At 72.0% G+C, this 21090-nt stretch carries 18 protein-coding genes; 10 read left to right on the forward strand and 8 right to left on the reverse strand.

The genetic code is table 11. From position 1 onward, the window contains the following. The first annotated feature begins 125 nt into the window (after window positions 1–125). The 5 genes from DJ010_RS18690 to proB all read left to right on the forward strand — a co-directional run bounded on the left by DJ010_RS18690 (window position 126) and on the right by proB (window position 6586). A complete protein-coding gene (locus tag DJ010_RS18690) occupies window positions 126–3059 on the forward strand; it encodes an Rne/Rng family ribonuclease (RefSeq protein ID WP_109696561.1) in 2934 nt (977 codons plus the stop codon). A 169-nt stretch (window positions 3060–3228) separates the two neighbouring features. Beyond that, the gene (gene rplU, locus DJ010_RS18695) at window positions 3229–3531 is read left to right on the forward strand and encodes a 50S ribosomal protein L21 (RefSeq protein ID WP_109696563.1); all 303 of its coding nucleotides are present in this window, start codon (window positions 3229–3231) and stop codon (window positions 3529–3531) included. Window positions 3532–3567: 36 nt separating this feature from the next. After that, window positions 3568–3822: a 50S ribosomal protein L27 gene (gene rpmA / locus DJ010_RS18700; RefSeq protein WP_109696564.1), complete on the forward strand. Its 255-nt coding sequence runs from the start codon at window positions 3568–3570 to the stop codon at window positions 3820–3822. Between the two features lie 87 nt (window positions 3823–3909). Beyond that, complete coding sequence (gene obgE / locus DJ010_RS18705; RefSeq protein WP_109696566.1) at window positions 3910–5460, forward strand: GTPase ObgE; 1551 nt, start codon at window positions 3910–3912, stop codon at window positions 5458–5460. Next, on the forward strand, window positions 5453–6586 hold the full coding sequence (proB, locus tag DJ010_RS18710; RefSeq protein WP_109696568.1) for a glutamate 5-kinase: 1134 nt from the start codon (window positions 5453–5455) through the stop codon (window positions 6584–6586). Before obgE ends, proB begins: the two co-directional genes overlap by 8 nt. A gap of 727 nt (window positions 6587–7313) precedes the next feature. Here the strand turns inward: proB and DJ010_RS18715 are convergent. Further along, entirely contained in the window at window positions 7314–8453 is a 1140-nt protein-coding gene (locus tag DJ010_RS18715; protein ID WP_109696570.1) for an FAD-dependent monooxygenase, read from the reverse strand. Beyond that, window positions 8454–9230 (reverse strand): calcium-binding protein, encoded by a 777-nt coding sequence (locus tag DJ010_RS18720; protein WP_146207400.1) that lies wholly within the window; start codon window positions 9228–9230, stop codon window positions 8454–8456. It abuts the gene before it with no gap. Between the two features lie 40 nt (window positions 9231–9270). Between DJ010_RS18720 and DJ010_RS18725 the strand changes: the two genes are divergently transcribed. From DJ010_RS18725 to DJ010_RS18735, 3 genes are read left to right on the forward strand one after another with little or no spacing between them, the layout of a single operon-like run. Further along, window positions 9271–10518 (forward strand): cysteine desulfurase family protein, encoded by a 1248-nt coding sequence (locus DJ010_RS18725; protein ID WP_109696574.1) that lies wholly within the window; start codon window positions 9271–9273, stop codon window positions 10516–10518. A gap of 25 nt (window positions 10519–10543) precedes the next feature. After that, entirely contained in the window at window positions 10544–11647 is a 1104-nt protein-coding gene (gene mnmA / locus DJ010_RS18730) for a tRNA 2-thiouridine(34) synthase MnmA (RefSeq protein ID WP_109696576.1), read from the forward strand. Beyond that, complete coding sequence (locus tag DJ010_RS18735) at window positions 11644–12642, forward strand: uroporphyrinogen decarboxylase/cobalamine-independent methonine synthase family protein (protein ID WP_109696578.1); 999 nt, start codon at window positions 11644–11646, stop codon at window positions 12640–12642. The genes mnmA and DJ010_RS18735 overlap by 4 nt, the downstream gene beginning before the upstream one ends. Window positions 12643–12723: 81 nt before the next feature. Here DJ010_RS18735 and DJ010_RS18740 read toward each other — a convergent pair whose 3' ends face one another. From DJ010_RS18740 to DJ010_RS18750, 3 genes are all read right to left on the reverse strand, one after another. Next, on the reverse strand, window positions 12724–14352 hold the full coding sequence (locus DJ010_RS18740; protein ID WP_109696580.1) for an MFS transporter: 1629 nt from the start codon (window positions 14350–14352) through the stop codon (window positions 12724–12726). A 55-nt stretch (window positions 14353–14407) separates the two neighbouring features. Beyond that, window positions 14408–15016 carry a TetR/AcrR family transcriptional regulator gene (locus DJ010_RS18745; protein ID WP_109696582.1) on the reverse strand — a complete coding sequence of 203 codons (609 nt, stop codon included), beginning with the start codon at window positions 15014–15016 and terminating at the stop codon, window positions 14408–14410. Window positions 15017–15168: 152 nt separating this feature from the next. Then, entirely contained in the window at window positions 15169–15792 is a 624-nt protein-coding gene (locus tag DJ010_RS18750; protein ID WP_109696585.1) for an alpha/beta hydrolase, read from the reverse strand. A gap of 122 nt (window positions 15793–15914) precedes the next feature. On the opposite strand from DJ010_RS18750, the gene ligA reads away from it, so the two are divergent. Together ligA and DJ010_RS18760 are read left to right on the forward strand one after the other, a co-directional pair. Next, window positions 15915–18008 carry an NAD-dependent DNA ligase LigA gene (gene ligA, locus DJ010_RS18755; protein ID WP_109696587.1) on the forward strand — a complete coding sequence of 698 codons (2094 nt, stop codon included), beginning with the start codon at window positions 15915–15917 and terminating at the stop codon, window positions 18006–18008. 12 nt (window positions 18009–18020) lie between these two features. Beyond that, the gene (locus DJ010_RS18760) at window positions 18021–18602 is read left to right on the forward strand and encodes a GNAT family N-acetyltransferase (RefSeq protein WP_109696589.1); all 582 of its coding nucleotides are present in this window, start codon (window positions 18021–18023) and stop codon (window positions 18600–18602) included. Between the two features lie 9 nt (window positions 18603–18611). On the opposite strand, the gene DJ010_RS18765 is transcribed toward DJ010_RS18760, so the two are convergent. The 3 genes from DJ010_RS18765 to DJ010_RS18775 all read right to left on the reverse strand — a co-directional run bounded on the left by DJ010_RS18765 (window position 18612) and on the right by DJ010_RS18775 (window position 20974). After that, the gene (locus DJ010_RS18765; protein ID WP_109696591.1) at window positions 18612–19799 is read right to left on the reverse strand and encodes a hypothetical protein; all 1188 of its coding nucleotides are present in this window, start codon (window positions 19797–19799) and stop codon (window positions 18612–18614) included. 1 nt (window position 19800) lies between these two features. Further along, window positions 19801–20301, reverse strand: a complete 501-nt coding sequence (locus tag DJ010_RS18770; RefSeq protein WP_109696593.1) for a SigE family RNA polymerase sigma factor — start codon at window positions 20299–20301, stop codon at window positions 19801–19803. 67 nt (window positions 20302–20368) lie between these two features. Further along, window positions 20369–20974 carry an HNH endonuclease signature motif containing protein gene (locus DJ010_RS18775; protein WP_211318874.1) on the reverse strand — a complete coding sequence of 202 codons (606 nt, stop codon included), beginning with the start codon at window positions 20972–20974 and terminating at the stop codon, window positions 20369–20371. Between the last annotated feature and the right edge of the window lie 116 nt (window positions 20975–21090).

The following is a 21090-nucleotide window of genomic DNA, read 5'->3' on the forward strand; positions in this document are numbered from 1 at the left end:
CGCCAGTGACGCTCCGCGGAGGGTGTCGTCCCACCGAAGGCTTGCGCCGCCGGGCCCCCTCGCGGGGGAGCGAGCGGCGATGGACACGCCCGTACCGCCAGCGGCGGTGGGCGGAGGAGCAGCGCATGGCTGACACCCCTGTCGACAACGTCGACACCCCGCAGGACACAGCACCCGAGGCCGCCGAAGCATCGGGCACCGCCGAGAAGCCGGCGAAGAAGGCCGCCGCGAAGAAGGCGCCCGCCAAGAAGGCCGCCGCGAAGAAGGCGCCCGCCAAGAAGGCGACAGCGAAGAAGGCCCCGGTGAGGAAGAAGGCGGCCGACGAGGCTTCCGCTGCCGAGCCCGCCTCCGACACCTCGGCGGCCGCCGACTCCGGCCCTGCCGTCCTCTTCCAGGTCCCCGACGTCGCTCCGGTGAAGAAGTCCCGGGCGAAGGCGGCCGCGAAGCCGAAGGCGACAGAGTCCGAGGACGTCACCGCCGAGGACGTCGCCGGGGACGTGGCGGAGGAGAAGGCGCCGAAGAAGAAGGCTCCGGCGAAGAAGGCCGCGGCGAGGAAGACCAGCGCCAAGAAGGCGCCCGCGAAGGCCGGCGACAAGACCGGCGACAAGACCGGCGACAAGGCCGGCGACAAGACCGGCGACAAGGCCGACGAGAAGGCCGGAGCCGACGAGACGCCGGCCACCGACACCGGGTCGGACGACACCGAGGACAGCGACAGCACCGAGGGCGAGAACGGCGAGGGCACGTCATCGTCGGCGCGCCGTCGCCGCCGCCGAGGCGGCCGCCGCCGCCGCAAGCCGGCCGGGGAGGGTGGTGGCGGCCCCGACGGCGACGAGGACGACGAGTCCACCGAGTCCGCCGAGTCCGCCGAGTCAGGGGACCCGGAGAAGAAGACCGAGGGGAAGGCCTCCTCCGGAGGCGCCAAGGATGCAGGCGACGCGGCCGCCGACAGCGACGACAGCGAGGGCGGTTCGTCCTCCTCGCGCCGGCGGCGGCGCCGGCGCCGCGAGGGTGAAGGCGCGGACGCGAGCGACGACCCGAACACCGTGGTCAAGGTCCGCAAGGCCCGCTCGCCGGAGGACGAGATCACGGCCGTCTCCGGGTCGACCCGGCTCGAGGCCAAGAAGCAGCGTCGCCGAGAGGGCCGCGAGGCGGGCCGTCGGCGCGCGTCGATCGTCAGCGAGGCGGAGTTCCTGGCGCGCCGGGAGTCCGTCGAGCGGGTGATGGTCGTCCGACAGCGCAAGGACCTCACCCAGATCGCGGTGCTCGAGGACAAGGTGCTCGTCGAGCACTACGTCGCCCGTGAGTCCCAGACCTCGCTGATCGGCAACGTCTACCTCGGCCGCGTGCAGAACGTGCTGCCCTCGATGGAGGCGGCATTCATCGACATCGGCAAGGGCCGCAACGCCGTGCTCTACGCCGGCGAGGTCAACTGGTCGGCCCTCGGTCACAAGGAGGGCACGCCGCGCAAGATCGAGTCGGTCCTCTCCTCCGGCCAGACGGTGCTCGTCCAGGTCACCAAGGACCCGATCGGCCACAAGGGTGCCCGCCTCACCAGCCAGATCAGCCTGGCCGGCCGGTTCCTGGTCTACGTGCCGGACGGCACCACCTCCGGCATCTCCCGCAAGCTGCCCGACACCGAGCGGGCCCGGCTGAAGACCCTGCTCAAGGAGATCGTGCCGGACACCGCCGGCGTCATCGTCCGCACCGCCGCCGAGGGCGCCTCGGAGGAGGAGCTGACCCGCGACGTCGAGCGGCTCAAGGCCCGCTGGGAGGACGTCGAGGCCAAGGCGGCCAAGGGCAACTCCCCGCAGCTGCTGTACGGCGAGCCCGACCTCACGCTCAAGGTCGTCCGCGACCTGTTCACCGAGGACTTCGCGAAGCTCGTCGTCCAGGGCGAGGACGCGTGGCAGACCGTGCACGAGTACGTCGAGCACGTCGCCCCCGACCTCTCCGACCGGCTCGAGCACTACCAGACCTCGGGCGACGGCGACTCCGGTCAGTCGAAGCCGGACGTCTTCGCGACGTACCGGATCGACGAGCAGATCGCCAAGGGCCTCGACCGCAAGGTCTGGCTGCCCTCGGGCGGGTCGCTCATCATCGACCGCACCGAGGCGATGACCGTCGTCGACGTCAACACCGGCAAGTTCACCGGGTCCGGCGGCAACCTCGAGGAGACGGTCACCAAGAACAACCTGGAGGCCGCCGAGGAGATCGTCCGCCAGCTCCGGCTGCGCGACATCGGCGGCATCATCGTCGTCGACTTCATCGACATGGTGCTCGAGTCCAACCGGGACCTCGTCCTGCGCCGGCTGGTCGAGTGCCTGGGCCGTGACCGCACCCGCCACCAGGTCGCCGAGGTCACCTCGCTGGGCCTGGTGCAGATGACGCGGAAGCGGATCGGCACCGGCCTGCTCGAGGCGTTCAGCGAGACCTGCGACCACTGCCAGGGCCGCGGGCTCGTCGTCCACGACCTGCCCGTCGAGCCCCGTCGCGGTGGCGGCGGTGGCGGTGGGAGCGACGACGACGCGCGCCGCGGCGGCGGTCGCCGGCGCCGCGGTCGGGGCGGCGCCCAGGCCGACGAGCCGACGACCAAGGCCGTGCCGTCCCCGAAGGACGTCGCTGCGATGGCGAAGGCGCACGCCGCCGAGGCCGACGCGGACGATGCGGACGAGGACGAGGCACACGAGGCGGCTGCCGACGAGCCGATGACAGACGAGACCGCGACCGACGCGGCCACGGCGCCGGAGGTCACGCCCGAGGTCACCGCCGAGGTGACCGAGGAGCCCGCCGCCGAGGAGCCCGCCGCCGAGGAGCCCGTCCCCGAGGAGCCCGCCGCCGAGGAGCCCGCCGCCGGGGAGGAGCCGGAGCCGGAGGCGCCGAAGGTCGTCACCCGTACCCGCCGCCGCGCCGCGAGCCGGCCGGCCGGCCCGCCCGCGGGCGGCGCGGTCGCCGAGGTGACCGTCGACCCGGGCACCCAGGTCGTGGTCGAGTCGCCGGTCGAGAAGCCGCAGGTCGAGCACGTGCCGATCAAGCAGAAGGGCTCGCGCAAGCGCTGACGTCCTCGTTTTGCCGTGACCAGCGGCGATCCGTACTATTGAACGTCGGCGCGCCTGGCGTGCCTCTCTGCCTGGCATCCCGCTCTTTGCCCCTCACCGGGTCCGGACCGTGGTGTGCCGCAGACCCTGACGATGAGCTTGAAGACGAACCATGACTAAGGAGACCGCGGTGTACGCGATCGTGCGCGCTGGCGCGAAGCAGCAGAAGGTCGCTGTCGGCGACGTCATCGAGATCGACAAGGTCTCCACGCCGGCCGGCGAGACGCTGACGCTGCCCGTCGTCATGGCGGTCGACGGCGAGTCCGTCACCACCACCGGTCTCGACAAGGCCGCGGTGACCGTCGAGGTCCTCGGCGCCACCAAAGGCCCGAAGATCGTCATCCAGAAGTACAAGAACAAGACCGGGTACAAGAAGCGGCAGGGTCACCGCCAGAAGTACACCCAGGTCAAGGTCACCGACATCAAGCTCTGAGTCGTCCACCGACTCGTCACCCGAAGGACTGAAGAGATGGCACACAAGAAGGGCGCGGCGTCCACCAAGAACGGCCGCGACTCCAACGCTCAGCGGCTCGGCGTCAAGCGGTACGGCGGCCAGCTCGTCAACGCCGGCGAGATCATCGTCCGCCAGCGCGGCACCCACTTCCACCCCGGCGCCAACGTGGGCCGCGGCGGCGACGACACCCTGTTCGCCCTCGAGGCGGGTGCGGTGGAGTTCGGTCGCAAGCGCGGCCGCAAGGTCGTCAACATCGTCCCGAGCGAGTGAGCTGACGCTTCTCGCGCGTGTTGTACCTGAGTGAGGGCGTCCCGGACGGGGCGCCCTCACTGTCATTTCGACTGGAAGACTGATCCCATGGCCGTTCCCACGTTCGTCGACCGGGTCACGCTGCACGTCGCAGCAGGCCGTGGGGGCAACGGCGTCGCGTCGGTGCACCGGGAGAAGTTCAAGCCGCTCGGCGGACCCGACGGCGGCAACGGCGGTCCGGGCGGGTCGATCATCCTGCGCGTCGACCCCGACGTCACCACGCTGCTCGACTACCACCACAGCTCCAAGCGCACCGCCGAGCACGGCGGCCACGGCGCGGGCGACCGCCGCAACGGCACCCACGGCGCCGACCTGGTGCTGCCGGTGCCGGACGGCACCGTCGTCTCGCACGTCAACGGCGAGGTCATCGCCGACCTCGTCGGGGCCGGCACCGAGCTGGTCGTGGCCGAGGGTGGCCGCGGCGGCCTCGGCAACGCCGCGCTGGCCTCGGCGACGCGCAAGGCGCCGGGGTTCGCGCTGTTGGGCGAGCCGGGCGACGAGCTCGACATCGTGCTCGAGCTGAAGATCGTGGCCGATGTCGGACTGGTCGGCTTTCCCAGCGCCGGCAAGTCCAGCCTGATCGCCGCGATCTCGCGCGCGCGGCCCAAGATCGCTGACTACCCGTTCACCACCTTGGTGCCGAACCTCGGCGTCGTCAGCGCCGGCGACACCGTGTTCACGGTCGCCGACGTGCCCGGCTTGATCGAAGGTGCTGCCGAGGGCCGCGGCCTCGGCCACGACTTCCTGCGCCACATCGAGCGGTGCGCCGCGCTGGTGCACGTGCTCGACACCGCCACGCTCGAGCCCGGCCGCAACCCGGTCGACGACCTCGACGTGATCGAGGCCGAGCTCGCCCGCTACGGCGGGCTCGAGGACCGACCCCGGCTGGTCGCGCTCAACAAGGTCGACGTGCCCGACGGACGCGAGATCTCCTCGATGGTGCTCGACGAGCTGCGCCAGCGCGACCTGAAGGTCTTCGAGATCTCCGCAGCCTCCGGCGAGGGCACCCGCGAGCTGGTCTACGCGATGGCCGAGATCGTGGTCGCCGCCCGCGCCGAGAAGGCCTCGGAGGTGGTCGAGCGGATCGTGCTGCGGCCCAAGGGCGTCGACGGCGAGGAGTTCACCGTCCGTAAGACCGGCGCAGGATGGAGGGTCCGCGGCGTCAAGCCCGAGCGCTGGGTGCGGCAGACCGACTTCAGCAACGACGAGGCCGTGGGCTTCCTCGCCGACCGGCTCAACCGGCTCGGCGTCGAGGCCAAGCTGCTCGAGCTCGGGGCGGAGGAGGGCGACGCCGTCCTCATCGGCCACCCCGACAACGCGGTCGTCTTCGACTTCAAGCCCGGCATCGACGCCGGCGCCGAGAACCTGTCCCGGCGCGGCGAGGACGAGCGCTTCCACGAGGACCGGCCCGCAGCACGCCGCCGGCGCGAGATCCAGGAGAGCCTGCCCGAGCGCTCCGAGGGCGAGACGCGCGCCGACGTGGCGCGCCGGATCGACCGCCCCGAGGAGTACGGCCCGGTCTCCTACGAGATCGGCTCCGACGACGACCCCGACGTGAGCGACGAGGAGGCCTGGCTCGAGGAGGACCCCGGTGACTGACCGGCCGATCCTCCCGGGGCGCGCCGTCGTCACCGGGGCCCGCCGGGTGGTGGTCAAGGTCGGCTCCTCCTCGCTGACCACCGCCGAGGGTGGCATCGACCCGCAGCGGGTCAGCGCGTTGGTCGACGTCCTCGCTTCGAAGCGCGCTGCCGGGTCCGAGGTGGTCCTCGTCTCCTCCGGCGCCATCGCTGCCGGCCTGTCGCCGCTGGGTCTGAGGAAGCGGCCACGGGCGCTCGCTGCGCAGCAGGCCGCGGCGTCGGTGGGGCAGGGCCTGCTCGTGCACCGCTACACCGAGGAGCTGGCGCGGCACGGGCTCACCGCGGGACAGGTGCTGCTGACGCTCGACGACGTGACCCGGCGGTCGCACTACCGCAACGCGCACCAGACCTTCACCAAGCTGCTCGAGCTCGGCGTGATCCCGATCGTCAACGAGAACGACACCGTGGCCACCACCGAGATCCGGTTCGGCGACAACGACCGGCTCGCTGCGCTGGTGGCGCATCTCGTGCACGCCGACCTACTGCTGCTCCTGTCCGACGTCGACGGCCTGTACGACGGCCCGCCGCACCGCCCCGGCACGAACCTGATCCCGGAGGTCCGCTCCGAGGCAGATCTCGACGGCGTGCTCGTCGGGGCCGCGGGCGCAGCCGGCGTCGGCACGGGGGGCATGGCGACCAAGCTCGACGCCGCCAGCATCGCCACCGGCTCCGGCATCCCCGTCGTCCTCACCTCGGCCGACAAAGCCGCGGCCGCCCTCGCCGGCGAGCCGGTCGGCACCCTCTTCCACGCCAGCGGCCGCCGACGCCCCACCCGCCAGCTGTGGCTGCGCCACGCGACCGAGGCCAAGGGCTCCGTCGTCCTCGACGCCGGCGCGGTCCGCGCCGTCGTGGAGCGCGACGCCTCCCTCCTCGCCGCCGGCATCACCTCCGTCGCCGGTGGCTTCGTCGCCGGCGACCCCGTCGACCTCCTCGGCCCGGACGGCACCGTCGTCGCCCGCGGCCTCGTCAACTTCGACGCCACCGAGCTCCCCGACCTCCTCGGCCGCTCCACCAAGGATCTCAAGCGCGAGCTCGGCGCGGCGTACGAGCGCGAGGTCGTCCACCGCGACGACCTGGTCGTGTTCTGACGTAGCCGGGCTTGGGTTGTCGTTCGGCTTGCGGCGTCTCGATACGTCGCTCGCTGACCGAGCGGTTCGGTCGTCGAGTAGCCCGAGCCGCTAGGCGAGGGCGTATCGAGACGTCCTGGGGCTTGGGTTGTCGTGCGGCTTGCGGCGTCTCGATACGTCGCTCGCTGCGCTCGCTCCTACTCGACGACCGTAGGCGTCTCGATACGTCGCTCGCTGCGCTCGCTCCTACTCGACGACCGTAGGCGTCTCGATACGTCGCTCGCTGCGCTCGCTCCTACTCGACGACCGTAGGCGTGTCGATACGTCGCTCGCTGGCCGAGCGCTTCGGTCGTCGAGTAGCCCGAGCCGCTAGGCGAGGGCGTATCGAGACGTCCTGGGGCTTGGGTTGTCGTGCGGCTTGCGGCGTCTCGATACGTCGCTCGCTGCGCTCGCTCCTACTCGACGACCGTAGACGTCTCGATACGTCGCTCGCTGCGCTCGCTCCTACTCGACGACCGTAGACGTCTCGATACGTCGCTCGCTGCGCTCGCTCCTACTCGACGACCGTAGACGTGTCGACACGTCGCTCGCTGCGCTCGCTCCTACTCGACGACCGTAGACGTGTCGACACGTCGCTCGCTGCGCTCGCTCCTACTCGACGACCGTAGGCGTCTCGATACGTCGCTCGCTGCGCTCGCTCCTACTCGACGACCGCAGACGTGTCGACACGTCGCTTGCTGCGCTCGCTCTACTCCTCGACGACCGAAGTCCAGGGGTAGGCGGAGGTGCCGCCGACCCTGGCGAGGGAGCGGAGGGCGAGGGTGTCGGGGGCGAGGCGGGTGAGGCGGTGGAGGGCGTCGGGGGCGTTGATGGCGCGGCCGGCGGCCTTGGAGAGCGCGACGACGCGGGCGGTGGGCCGGCGACGGAGCTTCTCGAACGCGGTGAACGCCGCCGTGGCCGACCCGGCCGAGGCGAGGACGCGGGCGAGGACGGCGGCGTCGACGAGGGCCTGGCAGCCGCCCTGGCCGAGGTGGGGGCGCATCGCGTGCGCGGCGTCGCCGATGACGACCACCGGCCCGTCGGTCCAGCGACGGGGGAGGGCGCGGTCCATGACGTCGTTGCGGGTGACCGCGTCGGGCCCGGTGGCCTCGAGGACCCGGCGGACCGGGTCGGGCCAGTCCGCGAACACGTCCCGGAGGTGGGCGAGCTGGTCGGTGGCATTGCCCGCGGCGGGCTCGTGGGCGGTGGCGAACCAGTAGGTCTCCTCCCCGGGCAACGGTACGACGCCGAACTCCTTCCGCCCGCCCCACAGCTGCCCGGGCTCGAGCCCGCCCACCGCGGCGATGCCGCGCCAGGCGGGGTAGCCGGCGTAGGTCTCGTCCAGCCCCGGGTGGAGCACGCGGGCCACCTCGGACCGGTAGCCGTCCGCCCCGACCAGCGCTGCCGCCGTGAGCGGCTCGCCGTCGGTCAGCACCTGGACGCCGGCGCCCTCACGCCGGTAGCCGCGGACCGCCCGATCGAGCACGACGCTGTCGGCCCGCACCCGGCTGCGCAGGATCTCGATGAGCGCACCGCGGCGGACCGCCACCAGCGGCCCGCCGAGCACGGCGATCGACCGCGCGAGGTCGACCGAGCGCAGCAGCCGCCCGGTCCGGGTGCGGATGGTGCCGGCGGAGATCGGGTGCCCGGCACGTCGTACGTCGTCGGCGACGCCGATCTCCTCCAGCGCGGCCATCGCGTTGGGCCACAGCGTGATCGCGCCACCGGTGCTGCCGAGCTCGGGCCGCTCGTCGAGCAGGACGTACGGCGCCCCGCCCCTGCGCTCCAGCCCGGCCGCGAGTGCGAGCCCAGCGATGCCTGCGCCCGCGACGACGAGCGGGTCGGTCATCTAGGAGGCGTCCGCCTCGCAGTGCCGCGGGAGATCGGTCTCGCCGTCGTCGTCGCTGGTGTCGAACCCGTCGCCGCACAGCAGCGAGTCCTCGCCCGCACCGCCGAGGAGGGTGTCGTTGCCGTCGCCGCCCTCGAGCACGTCGAGCCCGGCGCCCCCGGTCAGGTGGTCGTTGCCGGTGCCGCCGATCACCCGGTCGTTGCCCAGGCCGCCGTCGGCCCGGTCGTCGCCGGGACCGGAGACGATCCGATCGTTCCCGGGGCCGCCCACCACGGTGTCGGCGCCGAGTGCGCCGTTGAGCCGGTCGGCGGCGGCGCCGCCGAGGACGACGTCGTCACCGGCGCCGGGCTCGACGACCAGCTGCAGCTCGGCGCCCAGGGTGCTGCCGTCGACCCGGTCGTTGCCGCCGTGCGGCTCGACGCGCAGGACGAACGGCTCCTCTGCCGACGCGTCGTCCGGCAACCGGCAGCTGGCGGCGATGCCCCGCGCCACCGTCACCTTGCGGCACCCGGTCGGTAGCGCTTCGCGGAACCGGCGCAGCGCCTTGTCGTGGAAGACCACGCGACCGCCGTCGCGGGTGACCGTCAGCCGGCTGTCGTGCTTCGACGCGACGAACCGGAGCCCTCCGTCGCTGCGGGTGATCTCGGCCCAGCGCGGGCTCGGCTTCTGCGCGACCGCCTCGGCGGGGCCGGCCGGCCCGACCGGGGAGACCGGGGAGACGGGAGAGAGGAGGGCGACTGCGGCCGCGAGGGAGACGGCCCGACAGAGCGGATGCATGTGGGAGAGGCTACGCGCACGCCGTACGCTTGGAGGCGCCATGCACGACGCCCCGACGGTCTACCTCGACCACGCCGCCACCACCCCGATGGTGCCGGCGGCGGTGGAGGCGCTGACGGCGCACCTCGCGGACGTCGGCAACGCGAGCTCCCTGCACGCCTCCGGACGCCGCGCGCGCCGGGTCGTGGAGGAGTCCCGCGAGACGATCGCGCGGGTGCTCGGGTGCCGTCCGGGCGAGGTGGTCTTCACCTCCGGCGGCACCGAGGCCGACAACCTCGCGGTCAAGGGTCTCTACTGGTCGCGCCGCGCCGCCGACCCCGCCCGTCGCCGGATCCTCGTCAGCGCCGTCGAGCACCACGCCGTGCTCGACCCCGTGGAGTGGCTCGTCGAGCACGAGGACGCCGACCTCGAGCTGGTGCCGGTCGACCGCGACGGACGGATCGACACCGACGCGCTGGCGGCGAGCATCGCCCGCGACCCGGGCTCGGTCGCGCTCGTCAGCGTGATGTGGGCCAACAACGAGGTCGGCACCGTCCAGCCGATCGCCGACGTCGTCGTGATCGCGGGCGAGCACGGCATCCCGGTCCACAGCGACGCCGTCCAGGCGCTCGGCGCGGTGCCCGTCGACTTCGCCAGGTCAGGGGTCGACGCGATGTCGATCTCCGGTCACAAGGTCGGCGGCCCGCTCGGCGTGGGTGCGCTCGTCGTACGCCGCGAGATCGAGCTCACCGCCCTCGTCCACGGCGGCGGCCAGGAGCGCGACGTGCGCAGCGGCACCCTCGACGTCCCGGCGGTCGCCGGCTTCGCCGCCGCGGTCGAGGTCGCGGTCAAGGAGCAGGCCGAGCACGCGGCACGGATGACCGAGCTCCAGCACCGCCTCGTCGACGCCGTCCGACGCGCCGCCCCGGATGCCGTCCTCAACGGGGTCTCGACAGGCTCGACCACCGGCACGAGCTCGACCACCGGCACGAGCCCGACCACCGACAGTGGCCCCCCGGTCGAGGCGCGTCGACTGCCCGGCAACGTCCACTTCAGCTTCCCCGGTTGCGAGGGCGACTCGCTGCTCATGCTGCTCGACGCCCGCGGCATCGAGTGCTCGACCGGCTCCGCCTGCTCGGCCGGAGTGCCGCAGCCCTCGCACGTGCTGCTCGCGATGGGCCGCGACGAGGCCGTCGCCCGCAGCTCGCTGCGCTTCTCCCTCGGCCGCACCAGCACCGAGGCCGACGTCGACGCGGTCGGCGAGGCGCTCGGCCCGTGCCTCGAGCGCGCCCGCGCCGCGCGCGCCTGAGGACCGGGTCGATGAGGGAGGTCCTGTGAAGGTCGTCGCCGCCATGTCCGGCGGGGTGGACTCCGCCGTCGCCGCCGCCCGCGCGGTCGACGCCGGCCACGACGTCACCGGCATCCACCTCGCGCTGTCCCGCAACCCCGCCTCCTACCGCTCGGGCGCCCGCGGCTGCTGCACAATCGAGGACAGCAACGACGCGCGCCGCGCGGCCGACGTGATCGGCATCCCGTTCTATGTCTGGGACCTGTCCGACCGCTTCCACGAGGACGTGGTCGAGGACTTCATGGACACCTACGCGGCCGGCCGGACGCCGAACCCCTGCCTGCGCTGCAACGAGAAGATCAAGTTCGCCGCCGTCCTCGACCGCGCGCTCGCGCTCGGCTTCGACGCGGTGGCCACCGGTCACTACGCCCGGCTTGAGCACACCGTCGACGGGGGAGTGGAGCTGCACCGCGCGGTCGACCACGGCAAGGACCAGTCCTACGTGCTCGGCGTGCTCGACGACCGGCAGCTGCGACACTCGCTGTTCCCGCTCGGGGAGACCCCGAAGTCCGACGTACGACGTGAGGCCGCCGCCCGCGGCCTGCTCGTCGCCGACAAGCCCGACAGCCACGACATCTGCTTCGTCGCCGACGGCGACAACACCGGTTGGCTGCGCGAGAAGCTCGGCGACCGGGCGCCCAACCACAGCGGCCGGATCGTCGACGAGGCGGGCGAGCAGCTCGGCGAGCACGACGGCACGTTCGGGTTCACCATCGGCCAGCGCAAGGGGCTCCGGATCGGCAGGCCGGCGCCGGACGGCAAGCCGCGCTACGTCCTCGACATCGAGCCGGTCTCCGGCACCGTGACCGTCGGCCCCCGCGAGCGGCTCGCCGTCGAGACGATCCGGGCCGGGTCCCCGCGCTGGTGCGGTGCCCCGCTCCCCGACGGGTCGACCACCGAGGTGACCGTCCAGCTGCGGGCCCACGGCGAGGAGCACCGCGCGGTCGTGCGCATCGAGGCCGACCGGGTCGACATCGAGCTGCTCGACCCCGCGTTCGGCATCGCGCCCGGCCAGGCCGCCGTGATCTACCAGGGCAGCCGGGTGGTCGGGTCGGCGACGATCGACGCCACCGAGCGGGTCTCCGCGTGACCCTCGCGACCGGCATCGGCTCCTTCCCGGGCGCCGACCAGCGCGACTTCGACGAGGCGCTGCGGGTCGTCCTCGGTGAGCTCAGCCTGCCGTTCCTGCCGGAGGTCCCCGGCCGTGGTGCCCCCGCCGGCATGATCGGCCGCACGCTCGGCCTGGTGACCGAGCTCGACGCCGACCTCCAACCCGCCGGCTGGCGGCTCACCGGCACGTCCGGCGCGCCACCCGTCGACCAGCGCCGAGCCCGCAGCCTCCTCGCCCAGGACCTCGACACCCTCGAGGAGCAGGCCGCGACCTACGCCGGGACGTTCAAGGTCCAGGTGGCCGGACCCTGGACGCTGGCCGCCACCGTCGAGCGGCCGCGCGGCGACAAGTTGCTCGCCGACCACGGCGCGCGGCGCGACCTGGCGCAGGCGCTCGCGATCGGGGTGGCCGACCACGTCGCCGACGTACGACGTCGGCTGCCGGGTGCCGCCAGCCTCGTGGTGCAGGTCGACGAGCCCTCGCTGCCGTCGGTCCTGTCCGGCGCGGTCGCGACCGCCTCCGGGTTCGGCAAGCACCGCGTGGTGCACCCGCCCGAGGCGAGCGAGGCGCTGGGCTGGGTGCTCGACGCCGTCCGCGACGCCGGCGCCGAGGCGTGGGTGCACTCGTGCGCCCCGGGCGCGCCGCTGGCCCTGGTCCGCGGCGCGGGTGCGGTCGGGCTGGCCGTGGACCTGGCGCTGGTCGACGCCGACGGCCACGACGCTCTCGCGGAAGCGCTCGAGGCCGGGCAGACCGTCGTGCTGGGCGTGGTCCCGACCACCATGCCCGAGGACCCGCCCACGCCCAAGGCGCTGGTCGAGCGGGTGCTGCGCTGGCTGGACCTGGTCGGCCTCGACCCCGAGGCTGTCGGCGACCGGCTGCTCGTCGCGCCCGCGTGCGGGCTCGCCGGTGCGGACGGCACCTGGGCCCGCCGGGCGGTGGACCTCACGAGCAGCGTGGCCCGCGCGCTCGGCTGACCACCGGCTCCTGACAAAAAGCCACGTGGCCGCCCCCGGTGAGGGAGCGGCCACGTCGGTCGTCGTACGACGTCGGCGGGGTCAGCCGACGTGCACGGCGCCTTCCGGACCGTCCGTCGCAAGCTCGGTGTGCTTGACGTTGAGGAAGATCCAGATGACTGCGGACGCCGCGAGCATCATCACCGAGCCGACCAGGAACGCTGCCTGGGCGCCGGAGGAGAAGGTGCCCTGGAACATCGCGAACTGGAAGCCCGCCGGGTCCGTGATGCTCTGGCTCAGCGGACCGGCGATCTCGTCGCCGCGGTTGTTGGTGAAGTGCAGCGCCACGGTGCTCAGGGTCGCGAGTCCCAGCGCGCCTCCGACCTGCTGCATCGTGTTGAGCACGCCGGAGCCGATGCCGGAGTCCTCCGCCTTCACGTGGTGGACCGCGGTCAGGGTCAGCGGCACGAACACCATGCCCATGCCGATCGCCATCAGGACGATGTAGGGGAACAGGCTCGTCCAGTAGTTCACGTCCGCGCCGACGACGTCACCGGCGCCGAGGGCACCGAGGACCGCCGACGGGCTGTCGTTGACGTCGATCCGCGAGAACATGAACAGTGCGACCGAAGCCAGCAGGGTGCCGATCCCCGAGAGGTAGCGCGGGTCGATCCGGCTCACCAGGTTGGACGACACCGCAGCGCCGATCACGATGCCGAACGAGAACGGCAGGAACGCGAAACCGGCCTCGAGCGGGCTGAAGCCCATGATCTGCTGGATGAACAGGCTCAGGTAGAAGAACATCGCGAACATGGCGGCCGGCGCGATCATCATCGCCACGAAGCTGGTGGCCCGGGTGCGGTTCGCGAAGATCCGCATCGGCAGCAGCGGGTGGTCGACCCGCGACTCGATGATCACGAACGCGACCAGCAGCACGACGCCGGCGACCAGCGAGCTGATCGTCTGGGCGTGGTCCCAGCCGTAGGCCTCCTCGCCGGCCCGGGAGAGGCCGAACACGATGCCGAGCAGACCGAGCGTGCCGGTGATGGCACCGGGCACGTCGAGCCAGCCGGTGTGGCGCTCGGACTCCTTGAGGATCCGCGGCGCCGCGACGGCGGCGAGCAGACCGATCGGGACGTTGATGAGGAAGGTCAGCCGCCAGCCCTCGACGCCGAGGGGCTGGTCGAGACCGGTCAGCCAGCCGCCGAGGATCAGGCCGATGGCGGCACCAATGCCGGACATCGTGGCGTACGCCGCCATCGCCCGGTTGCGCTGCGGACCGGCAGGGAACGTCGTGGTGATCAGCGCGAGCGCGGCCGGCGCGGCGAGCGCGGCGCCGATGCCCTGGAGGCCACGGGAGCCGAGCAGGAGGGCCTCGTTCTGGGCGAGACCGCCGAGCAGCGAACCGAGCGCGAAGACGGTCAGACCGGACATGAAGAGCAGCCGCCGGCCGTAGAGGTCGCCGAGGCGGCCACCGAGGAGCAGCAGGCCGCCGAAGGCGAGCGCGTACCCGGTCACGATCCAGGTCAGGTTGGCCTGGGAGATGCCGAGGTCGCTGCCGATGTAGGGCAGCGCGATGTTCGCGATCGTCGAGTCGAGCACGACCATCAGCTGCGCGGTGAGGATGAGCACGAGGGCGAGACCCGCGTGCGGGACCTTGGCCTTCTCCTGCTCCAGCGGTACGTCAGGGGAGATCGTCCCCTCCGCGCCGACGGAATCGGTGTGGGTCATGAGTGGATTTCCTTGCAGGGTGTGGGGTGGGAGGTGGTGCAGGGTCTTGCTGGGATCAGTCGCAGCCGTTGGCCACGGCCGGGAGGATGATCTGGTCGATCACCTTCTCGACGAGCTCCGCGGTCGGGAGCTCGCCGAGGAGGAAGGTGCGGTGCAGGCAGATGCCCGGTAGGGCGGCCGCGATCAGCTCGAGGTCGAAGTCCTTCCGGATCTCGCCACGCTCCTGGGCGCGGGCGAACATCCGGCTGGACAGCTCCTTCTTCGGGCCGATGAAGTCACGGCGGAATGCCTCAGCGAACTCCTCGTCGCGCGCCATCGCGGTGATGACGCTGCCGAGGATCGCGATCTGGCGGGCATCGGTGAGCCCGCCCAACCCGCAGAACGCGCCGAGCAGGTCGTCGCGCAGGTTGCCGGTGTCCGGCGCGCTCATCGGCTCCTTCTCGGAGATGAGCGCGTCGATGACCAGCTGGGCCTTGCCGTTCCACCGCCGGTAGAGCGTCGCCTTCGACGCCTTCGCCCGCGTCGCGACGGCGTCCATGGTCAGCCGGTCGTAACCGACCTCGGCCAGGATGTCGATCGTGGCGTCGAGGATCTCCTGCTCACGCTCGCCCTCGACCCGGGGACGCGTCTGCGTCTCGGTCTGGCTCGCTGGAGTGGGGGACATCGGGCACCTCGCGGACTTGGGATGGAACGGTACGGTTTCGTTTCACGAGAACAGTACGGAACCGTTTCGTTTCGTGCAACTCCCTTTTCGGAAGTCGCCCATGAGACACCGGTCACGCGACGGTCGTGACAGGCGCACCGAGACGGGAGGCGTCAGCCCGGCAGCATGCCGCGCGCGGCGGACACGGCGAGCTCGTTCCAGGCCGGTACCTGGCGCAGCAGGTAGTGGCCGACCGGCCCCATGTCGGTGAAGGTGGCCGAGCGGCACACGTCCCGGCAGCGCTCGACATAGGCCCGGGAGGCGTCGTACGACGTGATGCGGTCGCGCCGCCCGTGCGCGACGACCAGGTCCTTGCCGCGCAGCCCCTCGACCGGCTCGCCGGGCGGGAACCAGGGGGCCAGGGCCACCAGCCCGCACACCGACGGGTCGTCGGCGACCCGCGCGCCGGTCCGGGCGCCCATGGAGTGGCCGACGAGGACGACCGGCACGTCGTCGTACGCCGCTCTCAGCTCGTCCAGCGCCCAGCGGGCGTCGGGGAGGGGCGACGGCGACCACGCGTCGTTCCAGCCGCGCTGGGTGTAGCGCAGCAGCCAGACCGCCACCCCGTCGCGGCCCAACCGGCGCCCGAGGGTCCGTTGGAGGACGCGGCCCCGCTGCCAGCTCAGGCTGCTGCCGGTGACCGGCTCCACCGACCGCTGGGTGCCGCCGTGGAGGACCAGCACCGCCCCCCGGGCACGACCGCGCGGCTCGACACGGTTGATGCTCGGACTCCCCACGTCCCACCTCTCGCTCACCGGTCGTCCACCGTCCGTCCGGGGTGCTTCGTCGCCGAGGACGGATCGGATGGCGACACGCGCCCCAGCGACCCTATGTCGGCATCAGGCGGCAAGATGTGCGCATGAGCGACTCGGTGCCCGCCGTTCAGACCCCGTCCGCCGACGACCGCGAGGAGCACCAGCAGCTCGCGCAGGAGATCGAGGACGCGCGCTGGCGCTACTTCGTGCTCGACCAGCCCACGCTGTCCGACGCCGAGTACGACGTGAAGTGGCGCCGCATCAACGAGCTCGAGGAGCAGTTCCCCGAGCTGCAGACCCCGGACAGCCCGACCCAGAAGGTCGGCGGCACCTTCTCCACCGAGTTCACCGCCGTCGACCACCTGCAGCGGATGGAGAGCCTCGACAACGCCTTCTCCTTCGAGGAGCTGGAGTCCTGGCACGCGCGGATCGCGCGCGACGGCGCGGCGGACGCGGCGATGCTGTGCGAGCTCAAGGTCGACGGCCTCGCGATCAACCTGCTCTACGAGAAGGGCCGCCTGGTCCGCGCTCTCACCCGCGGCGACGGGCGCACCGGCGAGGACGTCACCCCCAACGTGCGCACCATCGCCGACGTGCCGCACCGGCTGAAAGCCTCCGACGACTACCCGGTCCCCGACCTCCTGGAGGTGCGGGGCGAGGTCTTCCTCTCGATCGAGGCGTTCGACAAGCTCAACGCGTCGCTGGTCGAGAAGGGCAAGCCGATGTTCGCCAACCCCCGCAACTCCGCGGCCGGGTCGTTGCGGCAGAAGGACCCCAAGGTCACCGCGAGTCGTGACCTCGGCATGGTGTGCCACGGCATCGGCGCCCGCGAGGGGTTCGAGCCGAAGGCGCAGTCGCAGGCCTACGAGGCCCTCGCCGCCTGGGGTCTGCCGACCAGCAAGCGGGTCCGCGTGCTCCCGACGCTGAAGGAGGTCAAGGAGTTCATCGAGCACTACGGCGAGCACCGCCACGACGTCACCGAGCACGAGATCGACGGCGTCGTGATCAAGGTCGACGACGTCGCCCTCCAGCGCCGGCTCGGCTCGACCAGCCGGGCGCCGCGGTGGGCGATCGCGTTCAAGTACCCGCCCGAGGAGGTCAACACCAAGCTGCTCGAGATCCGCGTCAACGTCGGCCGGACCGGCCGGGTGACGCCGTACGGCGTAATGGAGCCGACCAAGGTCGCCGGCTCGACCGTGGAGCGGGCCACCCTCCACAACGCCTACGAGGTCAAGCGCAAGGACGTCCGACCCGGCGACACCGTCATCCTGCGCAAGGCCGGCGACGTGATCCCCGAGATCCTCGGCCCGGTGCTCGGGCTGCGCCCCGAGGGCCTGGCGGAGTGGGAGATGCCGACCGAGTGCCCCTCGTGCGGCACCACGCTCGCCGAGCAGAAGGAGGGCGACAAGGACCTGCGCTGCCCCAACTCGCGGTCCTGCAACGCCCAGGTGCTCGAGCGCGTCTACCACGTGGCCAGCCGCGGCGCGTTCGACATCGAGGGCCTCGGCTCCGAGGCCGCCTACGCGCTGGTCGAGGCCGGGGTCGTCGACAACGAGGGCGACGTGTTCTCCCTCGACCGCGACAAGCTGCTGCGCACCGACCTGTTCACCCGCGCGCCCAAGAAGGGCGAGGAGGGTCCGCAGCTGAGCGCCAACGGCGAGGGGCTGCTGAAGAACCTGCAGACCCGCAAGCAGGTCCCGCTCTGGCGGGTCCTGGTCGCCCTCTCGATCCGCCACGTCGGCCCCACCGCGGCTCGCGCCCTGGCCACCGAGTTCGGCTCGATGGAGGCGATCCGCGCCGCGACCGAGGCCGAGCTCGCCGCCGCCGAGGGCGTGGGCCCGACCATCGCCGAGGCTGTCATCGAGTGGTTCAAGGAGCCCTGGCACGTCGAGATCGTCGAGAAGTGGGGGGCGGCCGGCGTCGCCATGGCCGACGAGCGCGACGCCTCGATCCCGCGCACGCTGGAGGGCCTGACCGTCGTCGTCACCGGGTCGCTGCAGGACTTCAGCCGCGACTCCGCCAAGGAGGCGATCATCAGCCGCGGCGGCAAGGCCGCCGGTTCGGTCTCGAAGAACACCGACTACGTCGTCGCCGGCGACAACGCCGGTTCCAAGGCCGACAAGGCCGAGCAGCTCGGCGTACCCATCCTCGACGAGGACGGGTTCAAGGCACTGTTGGAGAACGGTCCCCAGGCGTAGAGGAGGAGTCCCATGGCCTACGAGATCCGCGCGCTGGGTCCGGAGACCTGGGACGCCTACGCCGCCTTGGTCGCCAAGCACAACGGCGTCTTCGGTGGCTGCTGGTGCACGTGGTTCCACCGCGGCATGTGCGAGGGGCTGGGCGAGAGCTACGAAGGCAACCGCGATGCCAAGGAGCGGCTCGTCCGCGAAGGCCGGACGCACGCGGCCCTCGTCCTCGACGGCGATGCTGCCGTCGCCTGGGCGACCTACGGCACCCCCGAGGAGCTCCCCAACATCCACCACCGCAAGGAGTACGACGCCGTCGGCGATCCGCTCCCGGACTACCGGATCACCTGCATCTTCGTCGACCGCGACCACCGGCGCCGCGGCGTCGTAGCACTGGTACTGCAGGGCGCCCTCGACCTGATCGCCGCCGACGGTGGTGGCGTCGTCGAGGGCTACCCGCACGACACCGCCGGCCAGCCCCGCAAGTCGTCGTCGTTCCTCTACAACGGCACCCGCGCGGTCTATGAGCGAGCCGGCTTCGAGTTCATCCGCACCAAGGGCAAGGGCAACACGGTCATGCGCAAGGTCGTCGCCGCCGCTAACTGAGGCGCGGCGTCAGCCGCAGGTCTCGGTGGCGGTCATCGCCCACGCGTCCCGCACCAGCTCCTCGACCGTCATGATGAGGACGGTCCGGCCCTCCGCGTCCTGGGCGGAGACCCTGGCCTCGCCGTCGTCGTACTGGTCGAGCAGGGTGAGGTCGGCGATGCCGAGGTCGCGCCAGGCCGGTGCGTCCGGCACGCCCTCGACGGCCGCCAGCGGGTCCGTCGGCCAGCCTTGCTTACGTGCCTCCTCGGCGGAGCTGGGCGCCATGACATCGAGGTCGCCGTCTGCGCGCTGGTAGGGGTTGGCGCAGGCCAGGGCATCGAGCGGGTAGGGCTCCGGCCCGTCGCTCCAGCCGACGGCGTAGACAGTGACGGGCGTCCCGGCCTCGACGACGCGTCCCGCCGGAGGGTCGGTCCACGCTCGGAGGGCACAGAGACCGTTGCTGCACGGGTCTTCGATCGTCGGCTGGAGGCCGAGCTCCTTGATCTCCGCGTAGGCATTCTCGACGACATCGGGGTGCCAGCTCTCGATCAGCGGAATCGCTGCCTGTCCCTCGGGCAGGACGGTCAAAGAGTCGACGACCGCCTGTACCCGCGCCTCGGCCTCGGGGGAGTAGATGTGCACTCGGAAGTGGGCATCGAGGTCCGGCACGCCGAGATAGGCGAAGCACGGCCCGTCGATGGCCTTGAAGCACCCGCTGGTCGTCTGAACCTCATGTCCGTTCACAACCTTCTCGGTGAACGTGGTCGAGTCGCTCGCGCCGAGGAGTGCCGTGTCGCTGATCTCCAACGAAGAGTGACGGCCCCGCACTGCGCAGCGCTGGAGAGCTTCATCGGAGCGGAAGAACACCGTGTCCTTTGTCGCCTGTCCACATCGAACCGCTCCGTCTGCCCAGTCCTGCGGCACCGCGACCACGACCCGACCGATCCCGGCCCACCGCGTGCCGGGAGGCGGCTCGACGGTGTCGGCCGGCGACACCTGGTCGTCGGCGTCGTCAGGGGCACCTCTCAAAGCCTCCTGGCCGAGGGCGACACCCCCGACGACCAGGACGACAGCCGCTGCCGCGCCGGCAAGCCCACGACGACGGCGCCGTCGTACCGCCGTCGCGCCCGCGGCGCGCAGCTCGGGAAGGGAGGGCGACGCGACGGGCTCGTCGAGAAAGCGCTCGATCACGTCGGGTAGGACACCGGGTTCGGTCATGTCAGGCTCCTTCGACCGGATCGGGCAGCTGGGGGTGGACTGCGAGCTTGACCAGGGCACGGGAGAGCCTGCTCTTGACGGTGCCGGGAGCGATGCCGAGGACCGTGGCGGTCTGTGCCTCACTGAGGTGCGCGAAGTAGCGCAGCACCACGACCGCGCGCTGGTCCTGGTCGAGGTCCGCGAGCGCGCGGCGGACGGCGTCGGCGAGGTCGGCATCGACGATCGCGTCCCGGCGGTCCGGGGCGTCCGGGAGGTCCGCCGTCGGCGCCTCGCTCCACCACTGCCGACGGTGGCTGTCGCGGTAGCAGTTGAGGAGGATCCGATAGACATACGCATCCCGGTCGCGCGCCCGCTGGACCTTGCGCCATGCGACGTAGCAGCGCAGCAGGGTCGTCTGAGCGAGGTCGCGCGCCTCCTCGGGGTCGCACCCGAGACCGACGGCCGACCGGACGAGGGCAGGCCAACGCGCGAGCACGTAGGCGTCGTACTCCGCGTCGTCCATGGAACCTCCGTCAGAGGGCTTCACTCTGATCGACGAGATGGACGGGCGCCCAGGTTCCCCGAGATCGCTAGGCGACGAGGGGTGGTTGTGGTCGTGGGGGGATGTAGTAGCTGATCCGGTCGCGGACGTCCACGGGTGGGGGCGGTATCCATTCGGGTCGCCGGGTCTGTGGATGGATTCGTACTTGCCAGGGGGTGCGGTGCGTGAGGGTGTGGTGTTTGCGGCAGAGCAGGATGAGGTTGTCCAGGGCTGTTGGTCCGCCGTCGGCCCAGTGGTGGATGTGGTGGGCGTCGCAGGCGAGGGGGAGCCGGGTGCAGCCGGGGAAGGCGCAGTGGTGGTCGCGCAGGACCAGGGCGTTCCAGATGCCGGTGGTGACCAGGCGTTGGGTGCGGCCCACGTCGAGGACCTGACCCTGACTGCCGAGGACGGCGGGGATGATCTCGGCATCACAGGCGAGCCGGCGGACCGCGGCGGCTGACAAGCGGTCGCCGGTGGGGAGGAGGCCGCCGTCGGTCAGGTGCCCGTCGGTCTGCTCGAGCAGGTTGGCGAGGGGGATGGTGACGGTGATCCGGGCGGTGGTGCTGTGGGCGTGGGGGACCTGGTCGCTGTGCTGAAGCCTGCGGCAGGCCTCGATGAGGGCGTCCCACATCCGGGTGCCGTGCTGAACCGTCACGGGTTCTCCGCCGCCGTTATGTGATGCTCTCGACGGGTTGTCGGGCAGCGTAGTAGGCCTGCTCGTGCTCGACCGGGGTGTTCATCCCGAGGGAGCCGTGAAGGCGTCGGTGGTTG

Source organism: Nocardioides silvaticus (assembly GCF_003160695.1).
GTDB lineage: Bacteria > Actinomycetota > Actinomycetes > Propionibacteriales > Nocardioidaceae > Nocardioides > Nocardioides silvaticus.